A 24,240-nucleotide genomic window follows, 5' to 3' on the forward strand; every position below is an offset into this window, starting at 1 on the left:
CGTCGGGCGCCGAGGTGACGGCGGCACGCCCGACGGCGGCGTCGCCGAGACGGCCGAACGTCACCTCGCCGTCCGTCGGGCGCCGAGGTGACGGCGGCACGCCCGACGGCGGCGTCGCCGAGACGGCCGAACGTCACCTCGCCGTCGAGCACCGCGGTCAACACGTCGACGGGCACGTCGCGCTGATATATCTGCAGCCACCGGTCATCCGGATGCGATGACAGGTCAATCGCCGCGGGGTGCCCGCCGGCCGGGAGCGCACGCGTCATCACGAGCGACTCGATGTGGGTGGGCGCCGACGCAGGTAGCCGCACCAGCCGGTCGGGCACCGAGAGCCACGGCGTCAGTCCGCGCTCGGTGTACCACTCGACGATGCCGGGCAGCGCGCGCAGGTCGGCGCCGGCCAGCAGCGGCAGCGCGGAGTTGCCGCGGTGCGTGTGGCCGCCCGCCTCGCGCAGCAGCCACCCGTCGAGCCACTCCTGACGGCGCCCCGGCCAGGCGCCGGCGGCGGCGTGTTCGAGGTTGCGGATGTCGGCGGTGCGCACGGGTGCGTCGGCGAGCGCCTTGACCGCCACCACGTCGGCGGCGGCGACGTCCACCTCGTCTCCCCGTTTCGTGCGCACGCGCAGGGTCGGACCGATCGCGATCAGATGACCGACCACATCGGTCAGCGGCGGCGAGGAGCCCGGCGGCAGCCGGTAGCGCAGGCTGACCCTGGTGCCCGTGGGCGGCAGTTCCGGCACGGACGGCTCAGTGACCGAAGGGGTCGGGGTCCTCGCCGGGCAGCCAGCTCAGGCCGTCGACACCCCAGCCGTTGGACTTGACGGCCCGTTTGGCCGCACGGGCATGCCGGCCGACGAGCCGGTCGAGATAGAGGTACCCGTCGAGGTGCCCGGTCTCGTGCTGCAGCATCCGGGCGAACAGGCCGGTGCCCTCGAGAGTGATCGGGGTGCCGTCGGCGTCGAGTCCGGTGACGCGGGCCCATTCCGCGCGGCCGGTGGGGAACTGCTCGCCGGGCACCGACAGGCAGCCCTCTTCGTCGTCGTCGGGATCGGGCATCGTCTCGGGCACCTCGGAGGTCTCGAGCACCGGGTTGACGACGACGCCGCGGCGACGGGTGGTTCGGCCGCGGGCGTCGGCGCAGTCGTAGACGAAGACCCGCTTCGAGACGCCGATCTGGTTGGCGGCCAGGCCCACTCCGTACGCCGCGTCCATCGTCTCGTACAGGTCGGTGATCAGATCCGCCAGATCTGCGGGCAATGAACCGTCGGGACCGACGGGCACGGGAGTGGTCGCGGTGCGCAGGACGGGGTCTCCTACTATCCGGATGGGTACGACGGCCATGCGGGAGAGCTTAAGTCGGCGACCTTTGTCCGCACGACGCACCAGCCGACTCGCCCGCATTGATGACGTCGCAACCCAGCAACCCGTGATTGAATGAGCGCGAACTACAGGGATGTCATTCTTTTCAGGTCGGAAAGGTCCGAGGAGCAATATGGACGGCGCTATCGCGCGTACTGAGCCTTCCGGCGATGACTCTGATCTCCCCGAAGGACTCTCCCGGCGCGAGCACGACATCCTGGCCTTCGAACGCCAGTGGTGGAAGTACGCCGGCAGCAAGGAAGACGCCATCCGGGAGCTGTTCTCCATGTCGGCGACCCGCTACTACCAGGTGCTCAACGCGCTGGTGGACCGGCCGGAGGCGCTCGCCGCGGATCCGATGCTGGTCAAGCGCCTGCGCAGGCTGCGCGCCAGCAGGCAGAAGGCCCGCGCGGCGCGCAGGCTCGGCTTCGAAGTCACCTGAGCGGTCGGTCGGCGCAGGCGCACTCGTTAGAGTGGGCGCGATGAACCAGCGAGAAAGTTCCGGGCTGCCGCTGCGGGCCATGGTCATGGTGCTGCTGTTCCTCGGTGTGGTCTTCCTGCTGGTCGGTTTCCAGGCGATGGGCTCGGGTGACGACTCCGGCGACGACGACGCGCCCGTGGCGTCCGCCGTATCCACCACCACCGCGGCCCCCGCGTCGTCGGAGGCTCCGGCCGCGCGACCCGAGGTCCGCGTCTACAACATCTCCGAGGTGGCCGGCGCGGCGGAAGGAGTGGCCACCCGGCTGCGCGAAGCCGACTGGAACGTCGCCGACACCGGCAACCTCACGCTCGACGGCGTCACCGCCACCACGGTGTACTTCGGCGAAGCGCCGGGCGAACGCGAAGGCGCCGACGAAGTGGGCAAGCTACTCGAGGCGCCGGTCGAGCCGCGCACGCCCGCGCTCGCCGACCAACCACCAGGCGTGATCGTGGCGGTCACCGGTTAGGCTCGTGGCCATGCGCAAGTCCGCCACCGTCGCCGCCCTGTTCGCCGTTCCCGCCCTTGCTTTGAGCGCCTGCAGCAATCCCGAGCAGGCGTCCACCACTCCCGGCACCACGCCGTCGGTGTGGACCGGCTCGCCGTCTCCGTCCGCCGCGCCGGGCGAAGAGCAGGGCGAAGGCCAGGGTGGCGGTGAAGGTGGTGGCGAAGGAGGCGGCGAGAAACTGGCCGCCGAGTTGCGGACGCCGGACGGCACCACGGTGGCCACCGCCGACATCGACTTCACCGGCGGCTACGCGACGGTCACCGTGCGGACCACCGCATCCGGACAGCTGGCGCCGGGGTTCCACGGCATGCACATCCACTCGGTCGGCAAGTGCGAGGCCGACTCGGTGGCTCCCACCGGCGGCGCGCCGGCCAACTTCAACTCCGCGGGCGGGCACTTCCAGGTGCCCGGCCACACCACGCACCCGGCGAGCGGTGACCTGAGCTCGCTGCAGGTGCGCGAGGACGGTTCGGCGATGCTGGTGACCACCACCGACGCGTTCACCGCCGAGCAGCTGCAGGCCGGCCAGAAGACGGCGATCATCATCCACGAGAAGGCCGACAACTTCGCGAACATCCCGCCGGAGAAGTATCAGCAGGTCAATGGCACGCCGGGTCCCGACCAGCAGACGCTGGCGACCGGTGACGCCGGCGGCCGGGTGGCCTGCGGTGTCATCGCTCCCGCGCAGTAGCCGTATCGACTTCGCCGGGTCCTACCGCCCGACGCTCGGTGTCGAATGGGAATTCGCGCTCGTCGACGCCGTCACCCGTGACCTGAGCAACGAGGCCGCCGCGGTGATCGCCGAGATCGGCGAGAACCCGAAGGTGCACAAGGAGCTGCTGCGCAACACCGTCGAAATCGTCACGGGCGTCTGCAATTCCGTGCCGGAGGCGATGGACGACCTGCGCGGCAGCCTGGTCACGGCGCAGCAGGTGGTGCGCGACCGCGGGATGAACCTGTTCAGCGCGGGCACCCACCCGTTCGCGAAGTGGTCGGCGGCCCAGCTCACCGATGCGCCGCGGTACGCCGAGCTGATCAAGCGCACGCAGTGGTGGGGCCGTCAGATGGTGATCTGGGGGGTGCACGTCCACGTCGGGGTGTCGTCGGCGCACAAGGTGATGCCGATCATCTCCTCGCTGCTCAACCAGTTCCCGCACCTGCTGGCGCTGTCTGCGTCGTCGCCGTTCTGGGACGGTGAGGACACCGGCTACGCGAGCAACCGGGCGATGATGTTCCAGCAGCTGCCGACGGCGGGGCTGCCGTTCCAGTTCCGGCAGTGGTCGGAGTTCGAGGGCTTCGTCCACGACCAGAAGAAGACCGGGATCATCGACCACATCAACGAGGTCCGCTGGGACATCCGGCCGTCGCCGCATCTGGGCACGGTCGAGGTGCGGGTGTGCGACGGGGTGTCGAATCTGCGGGAGCTGAGCGCGCTGGTGGCGCTCACCCACTGTCTGATCGTCGACCTCGACCGCAGGCTCGACGCCGGCGAGGAACTCCCGATGATGCCGCCGTGGCACGTGCAGGAGAACAAGTGGCGCGCCGCGCGGTACGGCCTGGACGCCATCATCATCCTCGATGCCGACAGCAACGAGCGGCTGGTCACCGAGGACCTCGACAACCTGGTGGACCGGCTGCAACCGGTGGCGAAGTCCCTGGGCTGCGTCGACGAGTTGGGCTCGGTCAGTGAGATCCACCGGCTTGGCGCGTCCTACCAGCGGCAGCGCCGGGTGGCCGAGGAGACCGACGGCGACCTGCGCGCGGTCGTCGACGCCATCGTCGGCGAGCTCGAACTATAGGTTGGACCCATGAGCGTCACGCCGATGTTCCCGCTCGAAGTGGCGATGCTGCCCGGCGAGGAGTTGCCGCTTCGGATCTTCGAGCCGCGGTACGCCGCGCTGGTCCGGGACTGCCTGGCCGCCGACGACCCGGTGTTCGGGGTGGTGCTGATCGAGGCCGGGCGCGAAGTGGGCGGCGGGGACCGGCGCAGCCGGGTGGGTGTGCTGGCTCGCATCGCCGAGTGCGCCGCGACCGGTGAGGGCCGCTACCGGATGAATTGCCCACTGGGTGAACGAATCCGGGTCACCGAGTGGCTCGACGACGATCCGTATCCGCGGGCCGACGTCGAACCGTGGCCCGACGAGCCCGATGCCGGGGTCGATCCGGCCCGGCTCGCCGATGTGGAGAACCGCATCATCGCGCTCTTCGAGCGGATCGCGGCCGCCCGCGGCGGAGAAATCCGCGACCGCGACGGGCTGCTCGCCCGCACCGAACCCGACGTGCCGAAGCGCTTGTACGCGTTGGCCAACCGCCTGCCGATGGGTCCTGCCGACCGGTACGCGGTGCTGGCCGCGCCCGGCCCGGCGACGCGACTGGACGCTTTGAGCGATGCCGTGGACACGGTGACCGCCCGGGTCGAGTTCCAGCTCTCGGAGTAGTCCCTAGGCGATCGCCGCGATGGGCCCCGTCGACGCCGCGGAACTGAGCCTCGCGTCGACGAACACGGTGTTGGGAAAGGCGTCCTCGGCGTCGTCGGGAGTGCACCGGTCGTAGCGGTCCATCAGCCGGCGGGCGTCGATCGAGGTGACCTCCCAGCCCTGCGCGGTCAGCCACTGCGCGACGTCGGTGCGCTCCTCGACGAACCACAGGTCCTCGATGTCCGGACCGTCGTCGCCGGAGTCCTCGCGGAGCCGTCGGAGTTGCTCACGCCGGGCGGCGAGGTTCGCCGGGTCGAAGAACGCGGCGCCGAACGACTCGACCGCGATGCGGCTGCTCGGCACGGCCATCTCGATGATCTGTGCGAACAACCGGTCCTGGCCCTCCGCCGGGAGGTAGGGCAGCAGCCCCTCGGCCGACCACGCTGCCGGCTGGGTGGCGTCGAAACCCGCGTCGCGCAACGCCTTCGGCCAGTCTTGCCGGAGATCGACGGGCACCGGGACATACCGCGCATTCGGTTCGGCGCCGTGGGCACGCAACACGTCCAACTTGAACTCGAGCACCTGGGGCTGGTCGATCTCGTACACCACGCTGCCGCTCACCCACGGCATCCGCCAGGCGCGCGAGTCCAGGCCGGCGCCGAGGATCACCGACTGCTCGACACCGTGTGCTCCCGCGGCGATGAAGAACTCGTCGAACCACTTGGTACGCGACGCCGCGTACCCCGACACCGCGCGGATCCTCTCGGCCATCGCCCCCGTCGGTAGCTCCCAGCCGAGGGCGACCGCGGCGTCGATGAACACCTGCGCGAACGGATCGTCGAACAGCGGGCAGCCGGCCGAGGATTCACCGGCCCGGGCCATCGCCACCCCCAGCGCGGTGGGACCGACGCCTTCGGTGATGCTCCAGGTGTCAGAGTCCGTCCTTGCCATGCGCACGGTGTTCCCCATCGGCCGCGAACTCATGCATCTCGTCCCTGGTCAACAGGTCATCGCGGATGTTCTGCTCGCGGTAGGCCAGCTGGCCGACGCGGTTGGCCACCACGGGAGCGGTGATGATGGTGAACAGGCCGGTCAGGATCACCATGCCGACATCGACGTTGCCCCGCAGCCGGATCGCGGCGCCCGTCAGCACCAGCAGCAGCCCCAGCACCTGGGGCTTGGTCGCGGCGTGCATCCGCGACAGTGTGTCGGGGAACCGGACGACGCCGATCGCTGCGGTCAGCGCCAGCGTCGACCCGCCCAGCACCAGGACGGCGGCGACCACGTCGGGGATGTCGGGACTGCTCACCGGGTCCTCCGCTTCTCGACGTCGGGCACCCGGAACCTCGCCACGCTCACCGACCCGACGAAGCTGATGAGCGCCAGCGCGGTGAGGCTGTAGGTGACGGTGGTGTCGAGGCTGAACGCCGCCCACGTGCCGATCGCGCACATCGTGACGGCGACCAGGGTGTCGAGCGCGACCAGCCGGTCCAAGGTGCTCGGGCCGGCCAGCAGCCGGAACATCACGATGGCCGCGGCGGCGCTGAGCATCACCGCGGCGACGATCCACACGTACGTCATGCGCGATCCGCCTTCGCTTCTCGCTGGAAAGTCATGCGCGATCCGCCTTCGCTTCTCGCTGGGAAGTCACTTGTCTGCCTCCTCCTCCACAGCGTCCACCGGATGGGCCGAGGGCCGCCAGTCCGCATCGCGTTCGAACGCCGCGATGAGCAACCGCTGGAACTGGTCGACCTGGCGGTAGAACCGGGCCAGGGCGCGGTCGGAACCCACGTCGATGACGTGCACGTAGATCATCCGGCGGGCCTGGTCGATCTCGAGCACGATGTTGCCCGGCGTCAGGTTCATGATGTTGACGGCCAGCGCCAGCACGAGGTCGGACTTGAGTGCGAGGTGCGCGCGCAGCACGGCCGTCAGCGGTGGCGGGCCCGGCTTGACCGCCAGCCACGCCACCTGCACCGAGGACAGCACCAGGTAGTAGGCGACGGTCGCGATCAGGCGGAGCACCGAGAGCAGATGGATCCGGCCCTCGACGGGCACCGGCGGCAGCGGCAGCAGCACCGTGATCACCAGCGCCACGGCCAGCCCGCTGACGACGTTGGCCGCGGAGAAGGTGCCCCACAGGAAGATCCACACCAGCACCAGCCAGCACAGCACCCACGCCCGAAGGGCGATCCGCCGCATCGGCCACCTGCTCCGCACGCTGTCGCCGGTCATGGCCGCTCCCCGACGACGGCGGTGATGTACTGCTCGCGGTCGAGCACCTGGTCGGCCGCGCGCACGCTGTAGGCGAAGATCGGTCCCGCCGCCACCGTCAGCATCAGGCCGACCGCGATCAGCGCGCCCGTCGGCAGCAGCATGCCGATCGGCATCCGGCCGACGTGCGCCCGGTCGGCGTACTCGATGTCTTCGTCCGCGACGAGCAGCGCCGCCGGGACGGCCGCGGACAGATGGCCCTCCGGGGCGTCGACCCGGGCTCGCCAGAACGCCTTGGTCCACACCCGGGCCACCACGTACAGCGTCAGCAGGCTGGTGAGCACGCCGCCGCCGACGAGGAACCAGGCCAGCACGGAACCGTTGGCGGCGCCGGCCTCCATCAGTGCCACCTTGCCGATGAAACCCGAGAACGGCGGAATACCACCGAGATTGAGCGCGGGCACCACCCAGACGAAGGCCAGAAGTGGGCTGGCGGCCGCGAGTCCGCCGAGCCGCTGCATGGTCGACGCGCCTGCCTGCCGTTCGATCAGCCCGACCACCAGGAACAGGGTGGTCTGCACCAGGATGTGGTGCGCCACGTAGTAGATGGCGCCGGACATGCCGAGTTCGTTCGACAGCGCGATGCCGAACACCATGTAACCGATGTGGCTGACCAGGGTGAAGGACAGCAGCCGCTTGATGTCGCTCTGCGCGATGGCGCCGAGGATGCCGATCACCATCGTCATGAGTGCGGCCACCAGCAGCACCGCGTCCAGGCCACCGCCGGGGAAGAGCAGGGAGTGCGCCCGGATGATCGCGTACACACCGACTTTGGTGAGCAGTCCGGCGAACACGGCGGTGACGGGCGCCGGTGCGGTGGGGTAGGAGTCCGGCAGCCAGGTCGACAGCGGGAACACCGCGGCCTTGATGCCGAACGCGACGAGCAGGACCGCGAACAGCGCGGTGCGGGTGCCCGGCGCGACCTCGTCGAGGCGCACGCCCAGCTCGGCCATGTTCAGTGTGCCGGTGGCGGCGTAGACCAGTGCGATGCCGATGAGGAAGATCAGCGACGAGACCATCGACACCATCACGTAGGCGATGCCGGCGCGGACGCGTTCGGCGCTGGACCCGATGGTCAGCAGCACGAAGCTCGCGGACAGCAGCACCTCGAAGCCGACGAACAGGTTGAACAGGTCACCGGCCAGGAAGGCGGTGCACACGCCCGCCGACAGCACGAGATAGGTCGGCAAGAAGATCGACACCGGCTGGCGGTCGTCGCCGTCGCGGATGCCCTGTCCGATGGCGTAGCAGACCACCGCCAGCAGCACGATCGACGACACCACCAGCATCAGCGCCGAGAGCCGGTCCACCACCAGGGTGATGCCGAGCGGTCCCATGCCCGGCACGCTCTGGCCCCAGCCGCCGACCTGCAGCGCGAGGGTGCCGTCCCGGTCCGTCAGGTACAGCAGCACGGCGCACACCGCGACAACGGCGATCAGCGCGACGAGGGTGATGGCGCGCTGCAGCCGGGGGGTGCGGCCCGCGAACAGCGTCGGTGCCGCGGCCAGTGTCGGGATCAGCACCGGCAGCGGGGTCAGCACGGTGGAGAGGGTCATCGCGAACCCTCCTGGCCGGGAAGGGCGTCGAGCTCGTCGGGCAGGTCGGTGTCCTTGCCGGTGTCCGGTTCTGGTGGTCGGTCCTCGTCGACGGGGGTGGCGTCCATGGCGGACAGCCGGGACACCCGGGTGTCCTCGGGGTCGTTGCCCACCTCTTCGGCGGTGGTCAGCCGGAAGGACCGGTAGGCCAGCGCCAGGACGAACGCGGCGATGCCCATGCTGATGACGATCGCGGTGAGGATCATGCCCTGGGCCAGGGGATCGGCCGTGGTGGTCTCGCCGTTGCTGGTGCGGCCGCGCACCGGCGGATTGCCCGACGGCCCGCCGACCATCAGGATCAGCAGATTCACCGCATTGCCGATCAGCAGCAGCCCCAACAACATTCGGGTCAGGCTGCGCTCCAGCAGCAGGTAGACGCCCGCGCTGGTGAGGGCTCCGACGAGGATGAGCGGGATCAGGTAGGTGGTCATCGGGTCACCGTCCCGGTCTCGACGGCAGGCCGGCCACCGGTTCGTGGTTCGGCCATCTCCGTGTCGACCCGTGCACCGAGGCTGCGCAGCACGTCGAGCACCAGGCCGACGACGATGAGGTACACGCCGAGGTCGAAGAACAGCGCCGTGACGAACTTGACGGTGCCGAGCACCGGGACGTCGAACTCGACGACGGCCGAGGACAGCACCGGTGCGCCGAGCAGCAGCGAGGCCACGGCGGTGCCCGCGGACAGTCCGAGCCCGACGCCGAGGATCTTCCCGGCGTCCAGCGGCAGCGTCTCGCCGAGTTCGTAGCGGCCGCCGGCCAGGTAGCGCAGCACCAGCGCCAGCCCCGCGGTGAGCCCGCCCGCGAAGCCGCCGCCGGGAGTGTTGTGGCCGGCGAAGAAGAAGTACGCCGACAGCACCATGATGAGCGGGAAGATCACCCTGGTCGCCACCTCGAGCACCAGCGAGCGGTGCCGCGGGTCGCGGAGTTCACTGCCGCGCAGCCACGTCACCTCACCGGCCGCGGGGGAGTTGGCGTAGGTGCCGACGGGGCCGATGTCGGGCTGGCCGGCGTCGGACACCCGGGGTGCGGCGCCGAACCGCCGGTGCCGGAACACCAGCGACGCCACCCCGGTCGCGGCGACCAGCAGCACCGAGATCTCGCCCATCGTGTCCCATGCGCGGATGTCGACCAGCAGCACGTTGACGGTGTTGGCGCCGTGCCCGCGGTAGTACGCGGCGTCGGGCAGCAGTTCGGCGATGCCCGCGCCGCTGCGGGCCGCCATCGCGAAGACGGCGAGCGAGGTGACGGTCGCGCCGACGGCCAGTGACAGCACGGCCCGCGGCAGCCGGAATCGGCCGATGTCGGCCTGGTCCGCCTCGGCGGGCAGCGAGCGGAGCACCAGCACGAAGATCACCAGCACCAGCGTCTCGACCAGGAACTGGGTGAGGGCGAGGTCGGGAGCGCCGTGGAAGGCAAAGATCGCGCCGCAGCCGTAACCGGTCACCCCGATGAGCAGCACCGCGGCCAGTCGGTTGCGCATCACCACCGCGCCAAGCGCCGCCGCGATCATCAGCAGGCCCACCACCACCTGCACCGGGGAATCCCACAGCCGGAACTCCGGCCGGTCGCGAGCACCGAACGCCAGCACCGCCGCAGGCAGCACCACGAGTGTCGACAGGATCACCGCCTGCGTGGCGGGTATCGATCCGCGCTGCGTCACCGCGGTCAGCCGCACCGAGAACACGTCGAGTCCGCGGATGAAGGAGTCGTACACGTGGTCGGCGTTGCCCAGCGGCAGGTACGGGGTGCGGGCCCGCCGCAGGCGGTGGCGGCCGAAGAAGGCCGCGGTGCCCGCCGCGATGACCAGAACCGACAGCAGCAGAGGCAGATTCAGCCCGTGCCAGAGTGCGAGCTCGTAGTGCTGACCGCCGGGCACCGTGGCGGCGTAGTCGTCGAGCACCGTGTCCAGCGGTGCGGGCCACAGCCCGAACAGCAACCCCGCCGCCGCCAGGATCGCCGGCGAGACCAGGAAAGTCGCGGGCAGCCGATGTATCTCGGCGACGCGGACGCTGGGTTGGGACAGGCCCTTGCGCGCGAACGCGCCCCACAGGAATCGCAGGCTGTAGATCGTGGTGAACACCGAGCCGAACACGATGCCCGCCAGCACGACCGGCGCCGCGACGCCGAGTGACGCGCTGTGCGAGACGGTTTCGAAGTCGGCTTCTTTGGCGATGAAGCCGAGGAAGGGTGGCAGCGCCGCCATGCTCGCCGTGGCCCCGACGGCGATGACCAGCAGTGGCCGGCTGGCCTCGCCGAGCCATGCGAGCCGCCGGATGTCGCGGGTGCCGGTGGCGTGGTCGATGGCGCCGACCACCATGAACAGCGCGGCCTTGAATATTGCGTGCGCGACGAGCATGGCCAGCCCGGCCAGCATCATGTCGCGCCCGCCGGCGCCGACCATCACGGTGATCAGGCCGAGCTGACTGACCGTGCCGAAGGCGAGGATCAGCTTGAGGTCGTACTCGCGCACCGCCCGCCAGCCGGCGAGCAGCATCGTCGCCAGGCCGAGTGTCACCACCATCGGCCGCCAGACCGGTGAGTCGGCGAAGCCCGGCGTCAGCCGCGCCACCAGGTACACGCCGGCCTTCACCATCGCCGCCGCGTGCAGGTAGGCGCTCACCGGGGTGGGCGCCGCCATGGCGCCCGGCAGCCAGAAGTGCAGCGGGACGATCGCCGACTTCGACAGCGCGCCAACGAGAACCAGGGCGACGCCGACGCCTGCCGCCACTCCGGTCGGTGGCGCGACGACGAGTTCGGAGAGCCGGTAGGTGCCCGCGAGGTTGCCCAGCACGACGATGCCCGCCAGCATCGCCAGCCCGCCGAGGGTGGTCACCAGCAGTGCCTGCGTGGCGGCCCGCCTGCTGGTGGCACGTTCGGCGTAGTGCCCGACCAGCAGGAACGACAGCACGGTGGTGATCTCCCAGAACACGTAGAGCACCAGCATGTTGTCGCTCGTCACCAGACCGAACATCGCGCCGGCGAAAGCCACCATCTCGGCGGCGAAGCTCGGCAGTCGCTTCTCGGTGTGGCCGTCGTGGTGGTGGAAGTACTCGGCGCAGTAGAGCAGCACGAGAGCGCCGATGCCGAGCACCAGCACGCTCATGATCGCCGCGAGGGTGTCGAATCGCAGGGTGATGTTCATCGACAGTTCGGGCAGCCAGACCAGGTCGACGGTCTTGACGTCACCCGGTGACGGCCAGTTCGTCGCCACCCACACCAGCGACGTGAGGGGGACCAGCGCCAGCGGGTAGAACGCGAGCCTGCCGAATCGTGCCACGAGGACGGGTGCGATGGCGGTCGCCGCCGCGTGGGCGATCAGAATGGCAAGCAAGGCACTCCGTGGTCTCGTCGGGTCGGCGGTGAGCCGACTGGCGAAGATCAGATCGTGGGTGTCAGCCGCTCGGATGCACGCTCGGCGCGAAACGCATCGGTGGTGGGAACAGCCCGTCCGCACTCATTCTACGGATGCCCGGTGAGCTGCTCGCACCCCTACGGAACGGCCCGCTCCGCATTCCGCTCGGCGAGCGCGGCGATCCGGCCGAGCATTCTTCGCACGACGACGCCGTGGCCGCCGGTGCCGATGACGATCGCCCGGTACACCGTTCCCGCGGCGCCGGGGAACGCCGCGAAGGTCTGCGCGGCCACGCGGGTGCGGCCGGCCCCGTCGTCGGTGAGTTCGAACACGAGCCGGTACACCGCGAAGGGGTGGCGACCGTGCAGGACGAACCGGTCGGGCGGCGTGGCCGATTCGAGGTGGAAGCCGGGCGGGACGCTCGACGGGTCGCGGCGGTCGCGGCACATCACGGACAGCAGGGCCGTCCAGCAGGTGGCCCGGTAAGCGGCGATAGATATGGCATGCTCATCGATATAAGGCAATCGTTCCATATAAAAGGACCATACTAGATCGTGGCACCTCCGCGGAAGCATGAGACCGACGCCATACTCGACGCGACGCGCGGGCTGATCCTCACCGAGGGTCCGCGTGCGGCCAGCGTGGCCGCGATCGCCAAGGTCAGCGGCGCCCCCGCCGGCACGCTGTATCACCGCTTCGGCAACCGCAACGGGGTGGTGACGGCCGCCTGGCTGCGGGCGCTCGAGCGATTCCAGGGCCGGGTGCTGGCGGCGGCCGCCGACGATCCGGTGGACGAGGCGGTGGCCATGGCCGTGGCGGCCGTCGAGTTCGCCGGCGACCTGCCGGACGACGCCCGCCTGCTACTGGCATTGCGCCCCGGCGACCTGGTCGACGGCGATCCGGATCTCTCGCTGCAGGAGACGCTCGCGGCGATGAACGCCCCGCTGATCGATCGGCTGCACGACGTCACCCGGCGGCTCTACGGCGACGAGGGCGGCGACCGATGTCTCGATGTGGTGACCCGGGCGGTCGTCGACCTGCCCTACGCCGTCATTCGGCGCCACGCCCGCGATGACCGCCTGCCCTCGTGGCTGGCCGACGACCTGGCAGTGGCGGTGCGGGCGCTGTTAGCGGCGCATCGACCCGCAGGTGGATCCTGACCGGACCGACAGGGTGTGGCTGACCACTCCGATGCCCCAGCCCATGATCGGCCAGACCGGCCAGAAGTACCATCCGCCGCCGCTCAGGCCGACGGCGAGCCAGATGCCCAGCATCAGCAGCGCGCCCGCGAGGTAGGCGGCGACGTGAATGGCGGCGCCGCGCCGGGCCGCCCTCATGTGGGCCTCGCGCCGCCGCGGATCGTTGCGGCGCAGATGGGGCACGGGCAGGTCGGCGGTCAGCACGCGGAGCTCCTCACGGGTGCCCGCGGCGAACGCCGACTGCACCCGGCGTTCGTAGTCCGCCATGTCGAGGTAGCCCTGCGAGAGTGCGAGCCCGAGGTCGGTGGCCGTCTTCTCACGCTCGCGGTCGCCGGCGCGGGTGGTGGTGGTGTCCGGGGCGGTCATGACTGCGCTCCCATCAAACTTGTCAGCGGCTAGTTCGGATGGGCCCGAGTCTGCTCCGGTAACTAGGCACTGTCAAGATGTAAGCGGCGTCAGCGGTTCTCGGAGAACGCGCGCAGCGACTCCACCTGCACCGGGTCCAGCGACGGCCGCACCGTCGCGCGCGCGGCGGCCACATCGGCGGCGGTGACGTCAGCGGCGTCGATCGAGCGTCGCATCGCGGTCAGCGCCGCCTCGCGCAGCAGCGCCACACAGTCGGCCGCGCTGTAGCCGTTGAGGTCGTCTGCCAGCGCGTCGAGGTCGACGTCCTCGGCCAGCGGGATCGACTTGCCCGAGGTGCGCAGGATCTCGCGCCTGGCCTCGGCGTCGGGGGGTTCGACGAACACCAGCCGCTCCAGCCGGCCGGGTCGCAGGAGCGCCGGGTCGATGAGGTCGGGCCGGTTGGTGGCGCCGAGCACGACGACGTCGTTCATCGGTTCGATGCCGTCGAGTTCGGTGAGCAGCGCGGCCACCACCCGGTCGGTGACACCGGAGTCGAAGCTCTGCCCGCGCCGCGGCGCCAGCGCGTCGATCTCGTCGAGGAACACCAGCGACGGCGCGGAGTCGCGCGCCCGCCGGAAGAGCTCGCGCACCGCCTTCTCCGAGGCGCCCACCCACTTGTCCATCAACTCCGCGCCCTTGACGGCGTGCACCGAGAGCCGGCCCGAGCTCGCCAGCGCCCGCACCACGAACGTCTTCCCGCACCCGGGCGGACCGTAGAGCAGCACACCGCGCGGCGGTTCGACCCCGAGCCGGGCGAAGGTGTCAGGATGCTGCAGCGGCCACAGCACCGCCTCGGTGAGCGCCTGCTTGGTCGCGACCATGTCGCCGACGTCCTCCAGGGTCACCGACCCCACCGCCACCTCTTCGGTGGAGGAGCGCGACAGCGGGCGAATCACGCTGAGCGCTCCGGTCAGGTCCTCCTGCACGAGTGCGGGCGCGGTGCCTTCGGTGCTCGCCCGCGCGGCCGCCCGCAGTGCCGCCTCGCGGACCAGGGCGCACAGATCGGCGACGACGAAACCCGGTGTCCGCCCGGCGATCTCGTCGAGCTGCAGCTCACCCGCGGGCACGTCGCGCAGCAGCACCTCCAGCAGCGCTTTGCGGGTCGCCCCGTCGGGCAGGCTTACGCCGAGCTCACGGTCGCACAGGTCGGGCCCGCGCAGCCGGGGGTCGACGCCGTCCGGCATGGCCGTCGTCGCGACAAATGCGACACCGGAAGTCGCGACGGCCGAACGCAGTTCGGTCAGGATCAGGGTGGCGACCGGTTCCGCGGTCGAGGGCAGCAGCGCGTCGATGTCGGTGATCAGCAGGACGCCGCCGCCGTCGCGGACCGTCTCCACGGCGGCGGAGACGCTGCGCAGCCGGTCCTCGGCATGCAGCGCGCCCACCTCGGGGCCGTCGAGTTCGACCAGCCTGCGGTCGGCGCACACCACCCGCACCATCGTCGCCTTGCCGACACCTGCCGGACCCGACACCAGCACACCGAGATTGGCGGCGGCGCCGAGGGTCTGCAGCAGTTCGGGTTCGTCGAGCGAGAGCTTGAGCCATTCGGTCAGCCGGCTCACCTGGCTGTGCACACCTTTGAGATCGTCCGCGCTGACAGACGGCCGCTGCGACGGCGTGGTGACGGTGGCCTGGCCGACACTGCTGTCCACGCCTGCGCTTCCGCGGTCCGACACCGACACGGTGCCGTCACCCCAGCTGACCACCGAATTGGGTTGCACGCTCACAGGTCCGGCCGGATCGACACCGGTGACGGTGAGCAGTTCCGACGTCCAGGTGATGCCGACCGACGAGGCCAGCGCCGACGTGGCCGCCGAGGTCGAGGTGCCCGGTCCCAGGTCGCGCGGCAGCAGCGACACCGTGTCGCCCACCGTCATCACCTTGCCGAGCAGCGCCTGGCGCAGGGTGGCCGACGAGATCGACTGGGTGGCCAGCCTGGAGCCCGACACCGTCACCGATCGTGCGCCGTACACCGTCACCGGTGCGACGATCACGGTGCTGGTCTCCCGCAGGCCGGCGTTGGACAACGTGACGTCGTCGAGCAGGGCGGTGCCGGTCGGCGTGCCCGGCGGGGCCACCCCGACCACCGCCGCGGTGGTCCTGGCACCCGTGAGGGCGACGGCGTCCCACTCGCGCAGGCCAAGGGCGGCAATGGCTTCGGGATGCAACCGGACCACACCGCGGCGGTTGTCCAGTGCCGAGGTATTCAGCCTGGCGGTGAGTCGCAGATGGGTGAGCGCGTAGTCGTCTTCGGCGAACTCGGTCCCGGTCATGTCACCGGTCCGGAGGTCTGCGCAGTCCGAGGCGCGCCACCGAGCGCCGGTACGGCTGGGCCCGGCGGGTGGCCCGGCGGGTGGCCCGCCGGGTGGCACGGCGTTGCCTCGGTTTGTCGTCCCACGCCTCGGGATGGGCGGCCACCCATCGGCTGCTGCGGATCGCGAACGGGATGTGGATGACGTAGGCCAGGATGATCGCCATCAGCACGAGGTAGCCGTAGAGGATCGACGCGGCGACCCCGAGCGCCAGCAGCACCAGCAGCGGCACCACCGCGCTCGGCGGTATGGCGAACGTGTGCACCTTGCGCATCGGGATGCTGCTGACCGCCAGCAGCGACACCCCGATCATCCAGATGACGACGGCGGGTTCCGAGGTCCACCAGCCCTCGCCGAACTGCATCTTGGCCGCCAGCGGGCCGATCGCGCCGATGGCCGCGGCCGGCGCGGGCATGCCGACGAAGAATTCCTTCATGTAACCCGGTTGATCCTCGGCGAGCATCGCGTTGAACCGGGCCAGCCGCAGCACGATGCAGACCGCATACAACAGCACCACGATCCACCCGATTCGCGACTGCGACAGCAGCGTGCCGTAGACGATGAAGGCCGGCGCCACACCGAAGTTCACCGCGTCGGCCAGCGAGTCGATCTCCTCGCCCATCTTCGAGGTGGCGTTGAGCAGCCGCGCCGTGCGGCCGTCGAGGGCGTCGAGGATGGCAGCCACGGCCAGGAACGCCATCGCCTCGGTCGGACGGTCGTCGAGCGCGAACTTCACCGCTGACAGCCCCAGGCAGATCGCGGCCACCGTCATCGCGCTGGGCAGCATGCGCAGGCTCACGACGGGACGCTTCACCCTGGGCTTGATCACGGCAGCTCCGCGAGGATCGTCTCCCCGCCGACGGCGCGCTGGCCGGGCAGCACCAGCACCTCGGAGCCCTCCGGCAGGTAGGTGTCGAGGCGGGAGCCGTAGCGGATCAACCCGTAGGTGTCGCCGATCGCAACCTTGTCGCCGGCCTTGGCGTCGCAGACGATGCGCCGCGCGACCAGGCCGGCGATCTGCACGGCGATCACCTGGGCGCCCGACTCCGTCCGGATGACGAGGCTGTTGCGCTCGTTGTCCTCGCTGGCGGCCTCGAGTTCGGCCGAGACGAACAGCCCCGGCCGGTGCACCACCGAGGTCACCTCGCCGCTGATCGGGACGCGCTGCACGTGGGCGTCGAAGATCGACAGGAAGATGCTGACCCGCGGAAGGGGACGCGCGGGCAGCCCCAGTTCTGCGGGCGGTTCGACGTCCTCGACCAGGCAGATCAGCCCGTCGGCCGGGGCGACGATCGCGCCCGGGCGCGTCGGTGGCACCCGCGGCGGATGCCGGAAGAACGCGGCGTTGGCGCCCGCAGCGACCAGACCCGCGCCCCGCAGCCAGCGGTTCCGGCGACCGGCGGCCGCCAGCGCGAGACCGGCGCCGATGAACGGCAGGCCTGCCGGGTGCACCGGCGGAACGGTTGTCCGGACCAGGGCCATCAACCGCTCGGGGCCGGATTGGAGCTCTTCGGTTCTTGGGCGTCTGGCCATCGGGGTGGATTCTACGTGCGGACGGTGTCGAGAATCCGGCCAGCTGTCTCAGAACCCGGCTAGCTCAGATCCGGCTAGCTCAGATCCCATACCGCGACCGTCGACCCCGCCGGGAGTTCGGTGATGTCCTCGCCGATCTCCAGCAGGCAGTTGGCCGAGGCGAGCCATCGCAGGTGGTGGGACGCGGGCGGGCCGTAGCTGGTGACGGTGCCCGCATCGGCGTCGAGCACACCGCGGCGGAACTGCCGCTTGCCGCGCGGGGAGGTGAGGTCCTCGGTGAGCACGGCCGCGCGCCGGGGCCGTTGCGGCTGCGTGGCGCCCATCGCCGCCCGCAGCGGCGAACGCAGGAACACCTCGAACGACACCAGCGCGCTCACCGGGTTGCCCGGCAGGGTGACGATCGGCGTGCCGCCGACGCGCCCGGCGCCCTGCGGCATGCCCGGCTGCATCGCGACCTTGACGAACTCGACCGTCGCGGCGAGCGCGTCCTTGACCACCTCGTAGGCGCCGGCACTCACCCCGCCGGTGGTGATGATGAGATCGGCCTGCCCGGCGTAGCGGGCCAGCGTGTCGTGGAAGGCCGTGACGTCGTCACCGGTCATCGGCGCCGCCACCACCTCGCCGCCGGCGTCGCGCACGGCCGCCGCCAGCATCACCGCGTTGGACTCGTAGATCTGGCCGGGCAGCAGGGGCGTGCCGGGTGCGACGAGCTCGGTGCCCGTCGACATGACGAGCACGCGGGGCCGCGGCACCACGGTGAGTTCGCCGAGACCCAGCGCTGCGGCGAGCCCGAGCGCGGCCGGGGTGACCGGCTGGCCCGCCGTGAGGACGGTGGTGCCCGCGGTGACGTCTTCGCCGGCGCGGCGGACGTGCTGGCCGGGCCGGGGTGCGATCCGGATCTCCACGGTGTCGGGGATGGCGGTGAAGTCGCCGTCGGTGGCCTCGACCGGGACGACCGCGGTGGCGCCCGACGGCAGCGGCGCCCCCGTCATGATGCGGTGCACGGTGCCCGGCGCCAGGGTCAGCGGATCGGTCCGGCCGGCCGGGATGTCGGCGGCGACCGGGAGCCGCACCGGGTGCTCGGCGCTCGCCCCCGCGACGTCGTCGGCCAGCACGGCGTAGCCGTCCATGGCGGAGTTGTCGAAGCCGGGCAGTGACAGCGGCGCGACGACGTCGGCGGCCAGCACCAGCCCGAGCGCCTCGGTCACCGGCACGGTGACGGACGGCCGGGCGGCGATCAGGCCGGCGACCACGCTCTGGTGTTCGGAGACGGAGCGCATCGGCGGCTACACCGGGAACGTGACGCCGGTAAGCTCTCCGGACACCGTCCAGAGCCGCCGCGCCACGTCCTCGTCGTGGGACTTCCTGTTGGACTGCACCAGCTTCGGGTGCCCGCGCTGCTCGCCGATGCCGTCCGGGCCGTAGTACTCGCCGCCGCGCACCTGCGGGTCGGTGGCCGCGCGCAGCGTGGGCAGTGCCCCACCGGCGGCGTCCTGGGCGATCTGGCGCCAGACCAGCTCGACGGGCCCGCGGATCACGCCGGGCAGGTTGCGCGTCAACTCGGTGTTGGAGCTGCCGGGATGTGCGGCGACGGCGATGGTCGGCGCGCCCTTCTTCGACAGCCGTCGGTTGAGCTCATAGGTGAACAGCAGGTTGGCGAGCTTGGCCTGGCCGTAGGCGCGCAGCCGGTTGTAGCCGCGCTCGGACTGCAGGTCGTCGAAGTTGATCGAGCCGAAGCGGTGGCCGTTGCTGCTGATCGTCACCACCCGCGACCCCTCGACGGGCAGCATGTTGTCGAGCACCTGCCCGGTGAGTGCGAAGTGGCCGAGGTGGTTGGTGCCGAACTGCAGCTCGAAGCCGTCGGACGTGGTGGCCTTCGGCGTCGTCATCACGCCTGCGTTGTTGATCAGCAGGTCGATGCGGGAGTACTCGGCACGCAGGTCGTCGGCGGCCCGCCGGACGCTGTCCAGCGACGTCAGGTCCAGCTGCTGCAGCGTGACGTCGGCGTGCGGCGTCGCCGCGGTGATCCGGTCGACGGCCGCCTTGCCCTTGTCGAGGTTGCGCACGGCCAGCACCACGTGCGCGCCGCGGGCGGCCAGCACGGCGGCGGCCTCGTAACCGATCCCGGTGTTGGAGCCGGTGATCACGGCGACGCGCCCGGTCTGGTCCGGCACGTCGCCCGCGCCCCACTTCGTGTCAGCACTCATGATCGAAACCCTACCCACGCCGATCGGTCATGCTCGAAGGATGAACGGTGCGCCCCGCCAGACCGTGACGCTCGCCGATCCGGCCAACCCGCCCAGCCGCAAGGCGCCGCTGGTGTGGGCGATCGGCGCCGCTGTGCCGTGGCTGGCTCTGCTGGCCGGGCTGCTGGTCTGGCTGGCACTCGACCCGCGCCCAGCGTGGGTGTCGTGGCTGGTGCTGGCGGTTCCGGCGGTTGGTGTGGTGGTGTTCGTCGGCATCGCGCCGATGTGGCGCTACCGGGTGCACCGCTGGGAGATCGATTCCCGGGCGGTTCACACCCGAACCGGGTGGCTGATGCAGGAGCGCCGGATAGCGCCGATCTCGCGGGTGCAGACGGTCGACACCCAGCGCGGTCCGCTCGACCGGTTGTTCGGTCTGGCCAACGTGACGGTGACGACGGCGTCCTCGGCGGGAGCGGTGCACATCGTCGCGCTCGACTCCGACGTTGCCGACCGCGTCGTGGCGCAGCTGACCGACATCGCCGCACTCGGCGAGCAGGACGCCACGTGACCGCGCCCGCGCCCGTGTGGCAGCGGCTGAGCCCGCGGATGCTCCTGGTGCATCCCGTGCACGAGGTGGTGCGTCAGGTGCCGGTGCTGATCGGTTCGGTGGTGCTGGGTTCGGCGACCGGCAACCCGCTGTGGGCGGTCGCAGCACTGGTGGCGACCGTCGGCTACGGCGTCGCGCGGTGGTTCACCACCACCTACCGGATCGACGCCGACGAGGTCCAGTTGCGCGCCGGGGTGCTGCAGCGCAACGTGCTGTCCGTGCCGCGCAACAGGATTCGTTCGGTGTCGACGGACGCCCGGCTGCTGCACCGGGTGTTCGGGCTGACGGTGCTGCGGCTGAGCACCGGTCAGGAGGCCCGCGGTGACGCGGCGTTCGCCCTTGACGCGGTCGAGGCGGGCGAGGTGCCACGGCTGCGGGCGGTGCTGCTGGCCGACTCGCTGGCCGGCGCAGGCGGGGACACCGAGCAGGACCCGGCGCCGCCGGTGCGGGTGCTCGCCCGGTGGCAGCCGTCGTGGCTGCGGTACAGCCCGCTCAGCTTCACCGGCCTGGCGATGATCGCCGCCGCGTTCGGGCTGGTGTACCAGGTGGGATACGGGGTGCGAGTGCAGGATTCGGGGCTGGTGCGCTCCGGTCTGGACGCCGCGGAGCGCGCGGGGGTGGCGGCCAGTGTGACGGTCGTCGTGCTGGCGGTGGTGGTCGCGTCGGTGGTGCTGTCGGTGCTGAGGTCGTTGACGACCTACGGCAACCTCGTGCTTCGCCGTGACGGAGACGTGCTGCACCTCGTGCACGGTGTGGTGCGGGTGCGTGAGCACACCTACGACATGCGCCGGCTGCGGGGCGGCACCCTGCGGGAGCCGCTGCTGGTGCGGATGTTCGGCGGCGCCCGGCTGGACGCGGTGATGACCGGCGTCGACGGCGCGGGCGAGTCGTCGCTGCTGCTGCCGCCCTGCCCGGCGGACACGGCGCGGTCGGTGCTCACGGACCTGATCGACCATCCCGACGCCGTCACCGGCGCGCTGCGTGCGCACGGCCCGGCGGCCACCCGGCGACGCTGGACGCGTGCGCTGATCGGTCCCGCACTGCTGGCCATCGTCATGGGTTCTACGAGTTTCGTTGTCTCGATGCCTCTTTGGGTGTGGCCGGTGTGGGCGGTTTTCACCGTGTGCTGCGCACTGCTCGCGGCGGACCGGTCGCGGTCGCTGGGCCACCGCGTCGACGACGGCTGGCTGGTCGCCCGTTCGGGCAGCCTCGAGCGGCGGCGGGACTGTGTCGACGGCGCCGGCGTCGTCGGCTGGACGGTGCGGCAGTCCTGGTTCCAGCGGCGCGCCGGGGTCGCCACGCTGGTCGCCGCGACCGCCGCGGGGGTGAAGGCCTACCGGGTGGTCGACGTGCCCGCCGGGGCGGCGTGGTCGGTCGCCGCCGCGGTGTCGCCGTGGCTCACAGGCACCGGATGGGCGCGCACGGGAGCCGGGCCCGAGTTGCGCTGAAGCATTCGCCGTTTACTGTCTTCCAGCATGGCCGTCGGTGGAGTGCTGTTCGACATCGATGGCGTCCTGGTGACGTCATGGCAGCCGATCGCCGGAGCCGCCGACACGCTGAGGTCGCTGGCGGACAACCAGATCGCACGGTCGTACCTGACCAACACGACCACCAGGACTCGCAGGCAGATCGCCGAACTGCTGTCCGGCGCGGGCATGGACGTCACCGCCGACGAGGTGATCACCGCCGCGGTCCTCACCGCGGAGTACGTCCGGGAGCGGTATCCCGGAGCGCAGTGCTTCCTGGTGAACAGCGGCCGGATCGGCGAGGACATGCCGGGTGTCGACCTGGTGTACTCCGACGAGTTCGACGACGGCGGCACGCCCGACCGGCCCGACGTCGTGCTGCTGGGCGGTGCGGGCCGCGAGTACAACCACCTCACCCTCAGCTGGGTGTACGACTGGATGGCCCAGGGTGTGCCGGTGGTGGCGATGCACCGCAGCACGTCGTGGAACACCACCGAGGGCCTGCGCATCGACACCGGCATGTATCTGCTCGGCATGGAGGAGACGTCGGGCCGCAAGGCCACGGCCGTCGGCAAGCCGGCGCCCGAGGGCTTCCTGGCCGCGGCGCGCAGGCTCGGCGTCGATCCCGATGAGATGTACATGGTCGGCGACGACCTCAACAACGACGTCCTGGCGGCCCAGGTGGTCGGCATGACGGGAGTGCTGGTGCGCACGGGCAAGTTCCGCCAGGACACGCTCGACCGCTGGGCCGCAGACGAATTCGCGATGCAGCCCAACCACGTGATCGACTCGGTCGCCGACCTGCCGCCGCTGCTCGGGCTGTAGCGATCAGGCCTTGAGGGTGCGGACCGCCTCGATGCGTTCCTTGAGCTGATCGGTGGTGGCCGCGGCCACCGGAGGTCCTCCGCACAGCCTGCGCAATTCGTTGTGGATCCAGCCGTGTGGCTTGCCGGTGCGGTGATGGGCGATGGACACCAGGGCGTTGAGCTCGCGGCGCAGTTCCCGGATCTGGCCGTGGGTGGCGCGCGTCAGGGCCGGCTCGGCGGCGGCGGCGCCCGACGCGGTCCGCTTGGTCAGCTGCTCTTCCTGCCTGCGGCTCAACAGGTCTCGCATCTGTGTCGCATCGAGCAGGCCCGGGATGCCGAGGTAGTCGGCCTCCTCCTCACTGCCCGCGGGTGTCGCGGTGCCGAATGACGAGCCGTCGAAGATCACCTGGTCGAGTTCGGCGTCGGCGCCGAGCATCTCGTAGCCGTTGTCCAGATCGCCGGGCTCGTCCTTGGCCTTGTTGGCGTCCTCGAGCAGGGCGTCGTCGAGGCCCTCTTCCTCGCGGTGCGGCTTGCCGAGGACGTGGTTGCGCTGCGCCTCCATCTCGCTGGCCAGCAGCAGCAGGTTGGGCACCGACGGCAGGAAGACGCTGGCGGTCTCGCCGGGTTTGCGCGACCGTACGAAGCGCCCGATCACCTGCGCGAAGAACAGCGGGGTCGACGCGCTCGTCGCGTACACGCCGACGGCGAGGCGGGGGACGTCGACGCCCTCCGACACCATCCGCACCGCGACCAGCCAGCGACTGGTACCCGCCGAGAACTGGCTGATCCGGTCCGAGGAGCCCGGATCGTCCGACAGCACGATCGTCGGCGCCTCGCCGGTGAGCCGGGTCAGCAGCTCGGCGTAGGCGCGCGCGGCGGTCTGGTCGGAGGCGATGATCATGCCGCCGGCGTCCGGCACGTGCCGGCGCTTCTGCTCCAGCCGCCGGTCGGCCGCGGCGATGACGGCGGGCATCCATTCGCCCGCCGGGTTGAGCGCGGTGCGCCAGGCGCGGGCGGTCTGCTCGGCGCTCAGCGGTTCGCCGAGCCGGGCCGAGTGCTCCTCGCCGGCGCTGTCGCGCCAGCGTGACTCGCCGGAGTAGGCCAGGAACACCACCGGCCGCACGACGCCGTCGGCCAGCGCGTCGGAGTACCCGTAGGTGTGGTCGGCCTGCGAGCGCGCGAACCCGTCGGGGCCGTGCTCGTACCGGACGAACGGGATGGGGGAGTCGTCGCTGCGGAACGGCGTGCCGGTGAGCGCAAGTCTGCGCGTCGCGTCGTCGAACGCCTCGCGGATCGCCTCGCCCCAGCTCTTCGCGTCGCCGCCGTGGTGGATCTCGTCGAACACCACCAGGGTGCGGTAGTTCTCCGTGCGGACGCGGTGCCGGGACGGGTGGCTGGCCACCTGCGCATAGGTGACCACCACGCCGTGGAACTCCGACGAGTGCTGCGCCGCGGAGTTGCTGAACCGCGGGTCGAGCGAGATGCCGACGCGGGCGGCGGCCGCAGCCCACTGGACCTTGAGGTGTTCGGTGGGGACCACCACGGTGATCCGGTCGACGGTGCCGTCGGCCAGCAGTTCCCCGGCGATCCGCAGGGCAAACGCCGTCTTACCTGCACCGGGGGTGGCCACCGCCAGGAAATCGCGTGGCTTGGCGCCGAGATACTTCACCAATGCCCGACGCTGCCAGCCACGCAAGGCCTGGGTGTCGGGCGCTGCGTATGCCCGCACCCAAGGTCTCC

General features: G+C 70.9%; 26 protein-coding genes and 1 pseudogene. 9 read left to right on the plus strand and 18 right to left on the minus strand.

Annotation, left to right across the window (positions count from 1 at the left end):
- The 3 genes and pseudogenes from H7I41_RS30480 to H7I41_RS24275 form a co-directional block, all read right to left on the minus strand.
- Positions 1-100 (minus strand): GNAT family N-acetyltransferase, cg3035/Rv0428c family (locus H7I41_RS30480; RefSeq protein WP_443735566.1); only part of this gene is annotated, 100 nt, incomplete at its 3' end.
- Positions 101-125: 25 nt separating this feature from the next.
- Positions 126-743 (minus strand): annotated as a pseudogene (locus H7I41_RS24270) (GNAT family N-acetyltransferase, cg3035/Rv0428c family); the annotation flags it as partial.
- A 7-nt stretch (positions 744-750) separates the two neighbouring features.
- Complete coding sequence (locus H7I41_RS24275; RefSeq protein WP_264015177.1) at positions 751-1,344, minus strand: peptide deformylase; 594 nt, start codon at positions 1,342-1,344, stop codon at positions 751-753.
- A 151-nt stretch (positions 1,345-1,495) separates the two neighbouring features.
- On the opposite strand from H7I41_RS24275, the gene napA reads away from it, so the two are divergent.
- The 5 genes from napA to H7I41_RS24300 are packed head-to-tail and all read left to right on the plus strand — an operon-like array spanning position 1,496 to position 4,786.
- Entirely contained in the window at positions 1,496-1,804 is a 309-nt protein-coding gene (gene napA, locus H7I41_RS24280) for a nucleoid-associated protein NapA (protein WP_264015178.1), read from the plus strand.
- Between the two features lie 40 nt (positions 1,805-1,844).
- On the plus strand, positions 1,845-2,309 hold the full coding sequence (locus H7I41_RS24285) for a LytR C-terminal domain-containing protein (RefSeq protein ID WP_264015179.1): 465 nt from the start codon (positions 1,845-1,847) through the stop codon (positions 2,307-2,309).
- A 10-nt stretch (positions 2,310-2,319) separates the two neighbouring features.
- Positions 2,320-3,039 (plus strand): superoxide dismutase[Cu-Zn], encoded by a 720-nt coding sequence (sodC, locus tag H7I41_RS24290; protein ID WP_264015180.1) that lies wholly within the window; start codon positions 2,320-2,322, stop codon positions 3,037-3,039.
- Positions 3,017-4,147 carry a glutamate--cysteine ligase gene (locus H7I41_RS24295; RefSeq protein ID WP_264015181.1) on the plus strand — a complete coding sequence of 377 codons (1,131 nt, stop codon included), beginning with the start codon at positions 3,017-3,019 and terminating at the stop codon, positions 4,145-4,147. The genes sodC and H7I41_RS24295 overlap by 23 nt, the downstream gene beginning before the upstream one ends.
- A 9-nt stretch (positions 4,148-4,156) precedes the next feature.
- A complete protein-coding gene (locus H7I41_RS24300) occupies positions 4,157-4,786 on the plus strand; it encodes an LON peptidase substrate-binding domain-containing protein (protein ID WP_264015182.1) in 630 nt (209 codons plus the stop codon).
- 3 nt (positions 4,787-4,789) lie between these two features.
- Here H7I41_RS24300 and H7I41_RS24305 read toward each other — a convergent pair whose 3' ends face one another.
- The 8 genes from H7I41_RS24305 to H7I41_RS24340 form a co-directional block, all read right to left on the minus strand.
- Entirely contained in the window at positions 4,790-5,716 is a 927-nt protein-coding gene (locus tag H7I41_RS24305; protein WP_264015183.1) for an SAM-dependent methyltransferase, read from the minus strand.
- Positions 5,697-6,074: a monovalent cation/H(+) antiporter subunit G gene (mnhG, locus tag H7I41_RS24310; protein WP_264015184.1), complete on the minus strand. Its 378-nt coding sequence runs from the start codon at positions 6,072-6,074 to the stop codon at positions 5,697-5,699. The genes H7I41_RS24305 and mnhG overlap by 20 nt, the downstream gene beginning before the upstream one ends.
- The gene (locus H7I41_RS24315) at positions 6,071-6,346 is read right to left on the minus strand and encodes a monovalent cation/H+ antiporter complex subunit F (protein ID WP_264015185.1); all 276 of its coding nucleotides are present in this window, start codon (positions 6,344-6,346) and stop codon (positions 6,071-6,073) included. The genes mnhG and H7I41_RS24315 overlap by 4 nt, the downstream gene beginning before the upstream one ends.
- Before the next feature lie 66 nt (positions 6,347-6,412).
- Positions 6,413-6,967, minus strand: a complete 555-nt coding sequence (locus H7I41_RS24320; protein WP_264015212.1) for a Na+/H+ antiporter subunit E — start codon at positions 6,965-6,967, stop codon at positions 6,413-6,415.
- 29 nt (positions 6,968-6,996) lie between these two features.
- On the minus strand, positions 6,997-8,595 hold the full coding sequence (locus H7I41_RS24325) for a Na+/H+ antiporter subunit D (RefSeq protein WP_264015186.1): 1,599 nt from the start codon (positions 8,593-8,595) through the stop codon (positions 6,997-6,999).
- A complete protein-coding gene (locus tag H7I41_RS24330; RefSeq protein ID WP_264015187.1) occupies positions 8,592-9,065 on the minus strand; it encodes a Na(+)/H(+) antiporter subunit C in 474 nt (157 codons plus the stop codon). The genes H7I41_RS24325 and H7I41_RS24330 overlap by 4 nt, the downstream gene beginning before the upstream one ends.
- Entirely contained in the window at positions 9,062-11,965 is a 2,904-nt protein-coding gene (locus H7I41_RS24335; RefSeq protein WP_264015188.1) for a Na+/H+ antiporter subunit A, read from the minus strand. Before H7I41_RS24335 ends, H7I41_RS24330 begins: the two co-directional genes overlap by 4 nt.
- A gap of 158 nt (positions 11,966-12,123) precedes the next feature.
- A complete protein-coding gene (locus H7I41_RS24340; protein WP_264015189.1) occupies positions 12,124-12,519 on the minus strand; it encodes a hypothetical protein in 396 nt (131 codons plus the stop codon).
- A 21-nt stretch (positions 12,520-12,540) separates the two neighbouring features.
- On the opposite strand from H7I41_RS24340, the gene H7I41_RS24345 reads away from it, so the two are divergent.
- Positions 12,541-13,146, plus strand: a complete 606-nt coding sequence (locus tag H7I41_RS24345; protein ID WP_264015190.1) for a TetR/AcrR family transcriptional regulator — start codon at positions 12,541-12,543, stop codon at positions 13,144-13,146.
- Here the strand turns inward: H7I41_RS24345 and H7I41_RS24350 are convergent.
- From H7I41_RS24350 to H7I41_RS24375, 6 genes are all read right to left on the minus strand, one after another.
- A complete protein-coding gene (locus tag H7I41_RS24350) occupies positions 13,114-13,551 on the minus strand; it encodes a DUF1707 domain-containing protein (protein ID WP_264015191.1) in 438 nt (145 codons plus the stop codon). The two genes, H7I41_RS24345 and H7I41_RS24350, sit on opposite strands and share 33 nt — an antisense overlap.
- Before the next feature lie 89 nt (positions 13,552-13,640).
- Complete coding sequence (locus H7I41_RS24355) at positions 13,641-15,863, minus strand: AAA family ATPase (RefSeq protein WP_264015192.1); 2,223 nt, start codon at positions 15,861-15,863, stop codon at positions 13,641-13,643.
- A gap of 1 nt (position 15,864) precedes the next feature.
- A complete protein-coding gene (gene pssA, locus H7I41_RS24360) occupies positions 15,865-16,731 on the minus strand; it encodes a CDP-diacylglycerol--serine O-phosphatidyltransferase (protein WP_264015193.1) in 867 nt (288 codons plus the stop codon).
- Positions 16,728-17,435, minus strand: coding sequence for a phosphatidylserine decarboxylase (locus H7I41_RS24365; RefSeq protein ID WP_264015194.1), 708 nt, complete (start codon positions 17,433-17,435; stop codon positions 16,728-16,730). Before H7I41_RS24365 ends, pssA begins: the two co-directional genes overlap by 4 nt.
- A 74-nt stretch (positions 17,436-17,509) precedes the next feature.
- The gene (moeA, locus tag H7I41_RS24370; protein WP_264015195.1) at positions 17,510-18,715 is read right to left on the minus strand and encodes a molybdopterin molybdotransferase MoeA; all 1,206 of its coding nucleotides are present in this window, start codon (positions 18,713-18,715) and stop codon (positions 17,510-17,512) included.
- Between the two features lie 6 nt (positions 18,716-18,721).
- Positions 18,722-19,642: an SDR family NAD(P)-dependent oxidoreductase gene (locus H7I41_RS24375; RefSeq protein ID WP_264015196.1), complete on the minus strand. Its 921-nt coding sequence runs from the start codon at positions 19,640-19,642 to the stop codon at positions 18,722-18,724.
- A 40-nt stretch (positions 19,643-19,682) separates the two neighbouring features.
- Between H7I41_RS24375 and H7I41_RS24380 the strand changes: the two genes are divergently transcribed.
- From H7I41_RS24380 to H7I41_RS24390, 3 genes are read left to right on the plus strand one after another with little or no spacing between them, the layout of a single operon-like run.
- Positions 19,683-20,189, plus strand: a complete 507-nt coding sequence (locus H7I41_RS24380; RefSeq protein ID WP_264015197.1) for a PH domain-containing protein — start codon at positions 19,683-19,685, stop codon at positions 20,187-20,189.
- A complete protein-coding gene (locus H7I41_RS24385) occupies positions 20,186-21,676 on the plus strand; it encodes a PH domain-containing protein (protein ID WP_372503799.1) in 1,491 nt (496 codons plus the stop codon). The genes H7I41_RS24380 and H7I41_RS24385 overlap by 4 nt, the downstream gene beginning before the upstream one ends.
- Positions 21,677-21,703: 27 nt before the next feature.
- Positions 21,704-22,519: an HAD-IIA family hydrolase gene (locus H7I41_RS24390; protein WP_264015198.1), complete on the plus strand. Its 816-nt coding sequence runs from the start codon at positions 21,704-21,706 to the stop codon at positions 22,517-22,519.
- A 3-nt stretch (positions 22,520-22,522) separates the two neighbouring features.
- Here H7I41_RS24390 and H7I41_RS24395 read toward each other — a convergent pair whose 3' ends face one another.
- The gene (locus H7I41_RS24395; RefSeq protein WP_264015199.1) at positions 22,523-24,229 is read right to left on the minus strand and encodes a DEAD/DEAH box helicase; all 1,707 of its coding nucleotides are present in this window, start codon (positions 24,227-24,229) and stop codon (positions 22,523-22,525) included.
- Between the last annotated feature and the right edge of the window lie 11 nt (positions 24,230-24,240).

Origin of the sequence: [Mycobacterium] manitobense, from assembly GCF_025821665.1 — a bacterium.
In the GTDB taxonomy this organism is placed as follows: domain Bacteria; phylum Actinomycetota; class Actinomycetes; order Mycobacteriales; family Mycobacteriaceae; genus Mycobacterium; species Mycobacterium arseniciresistens.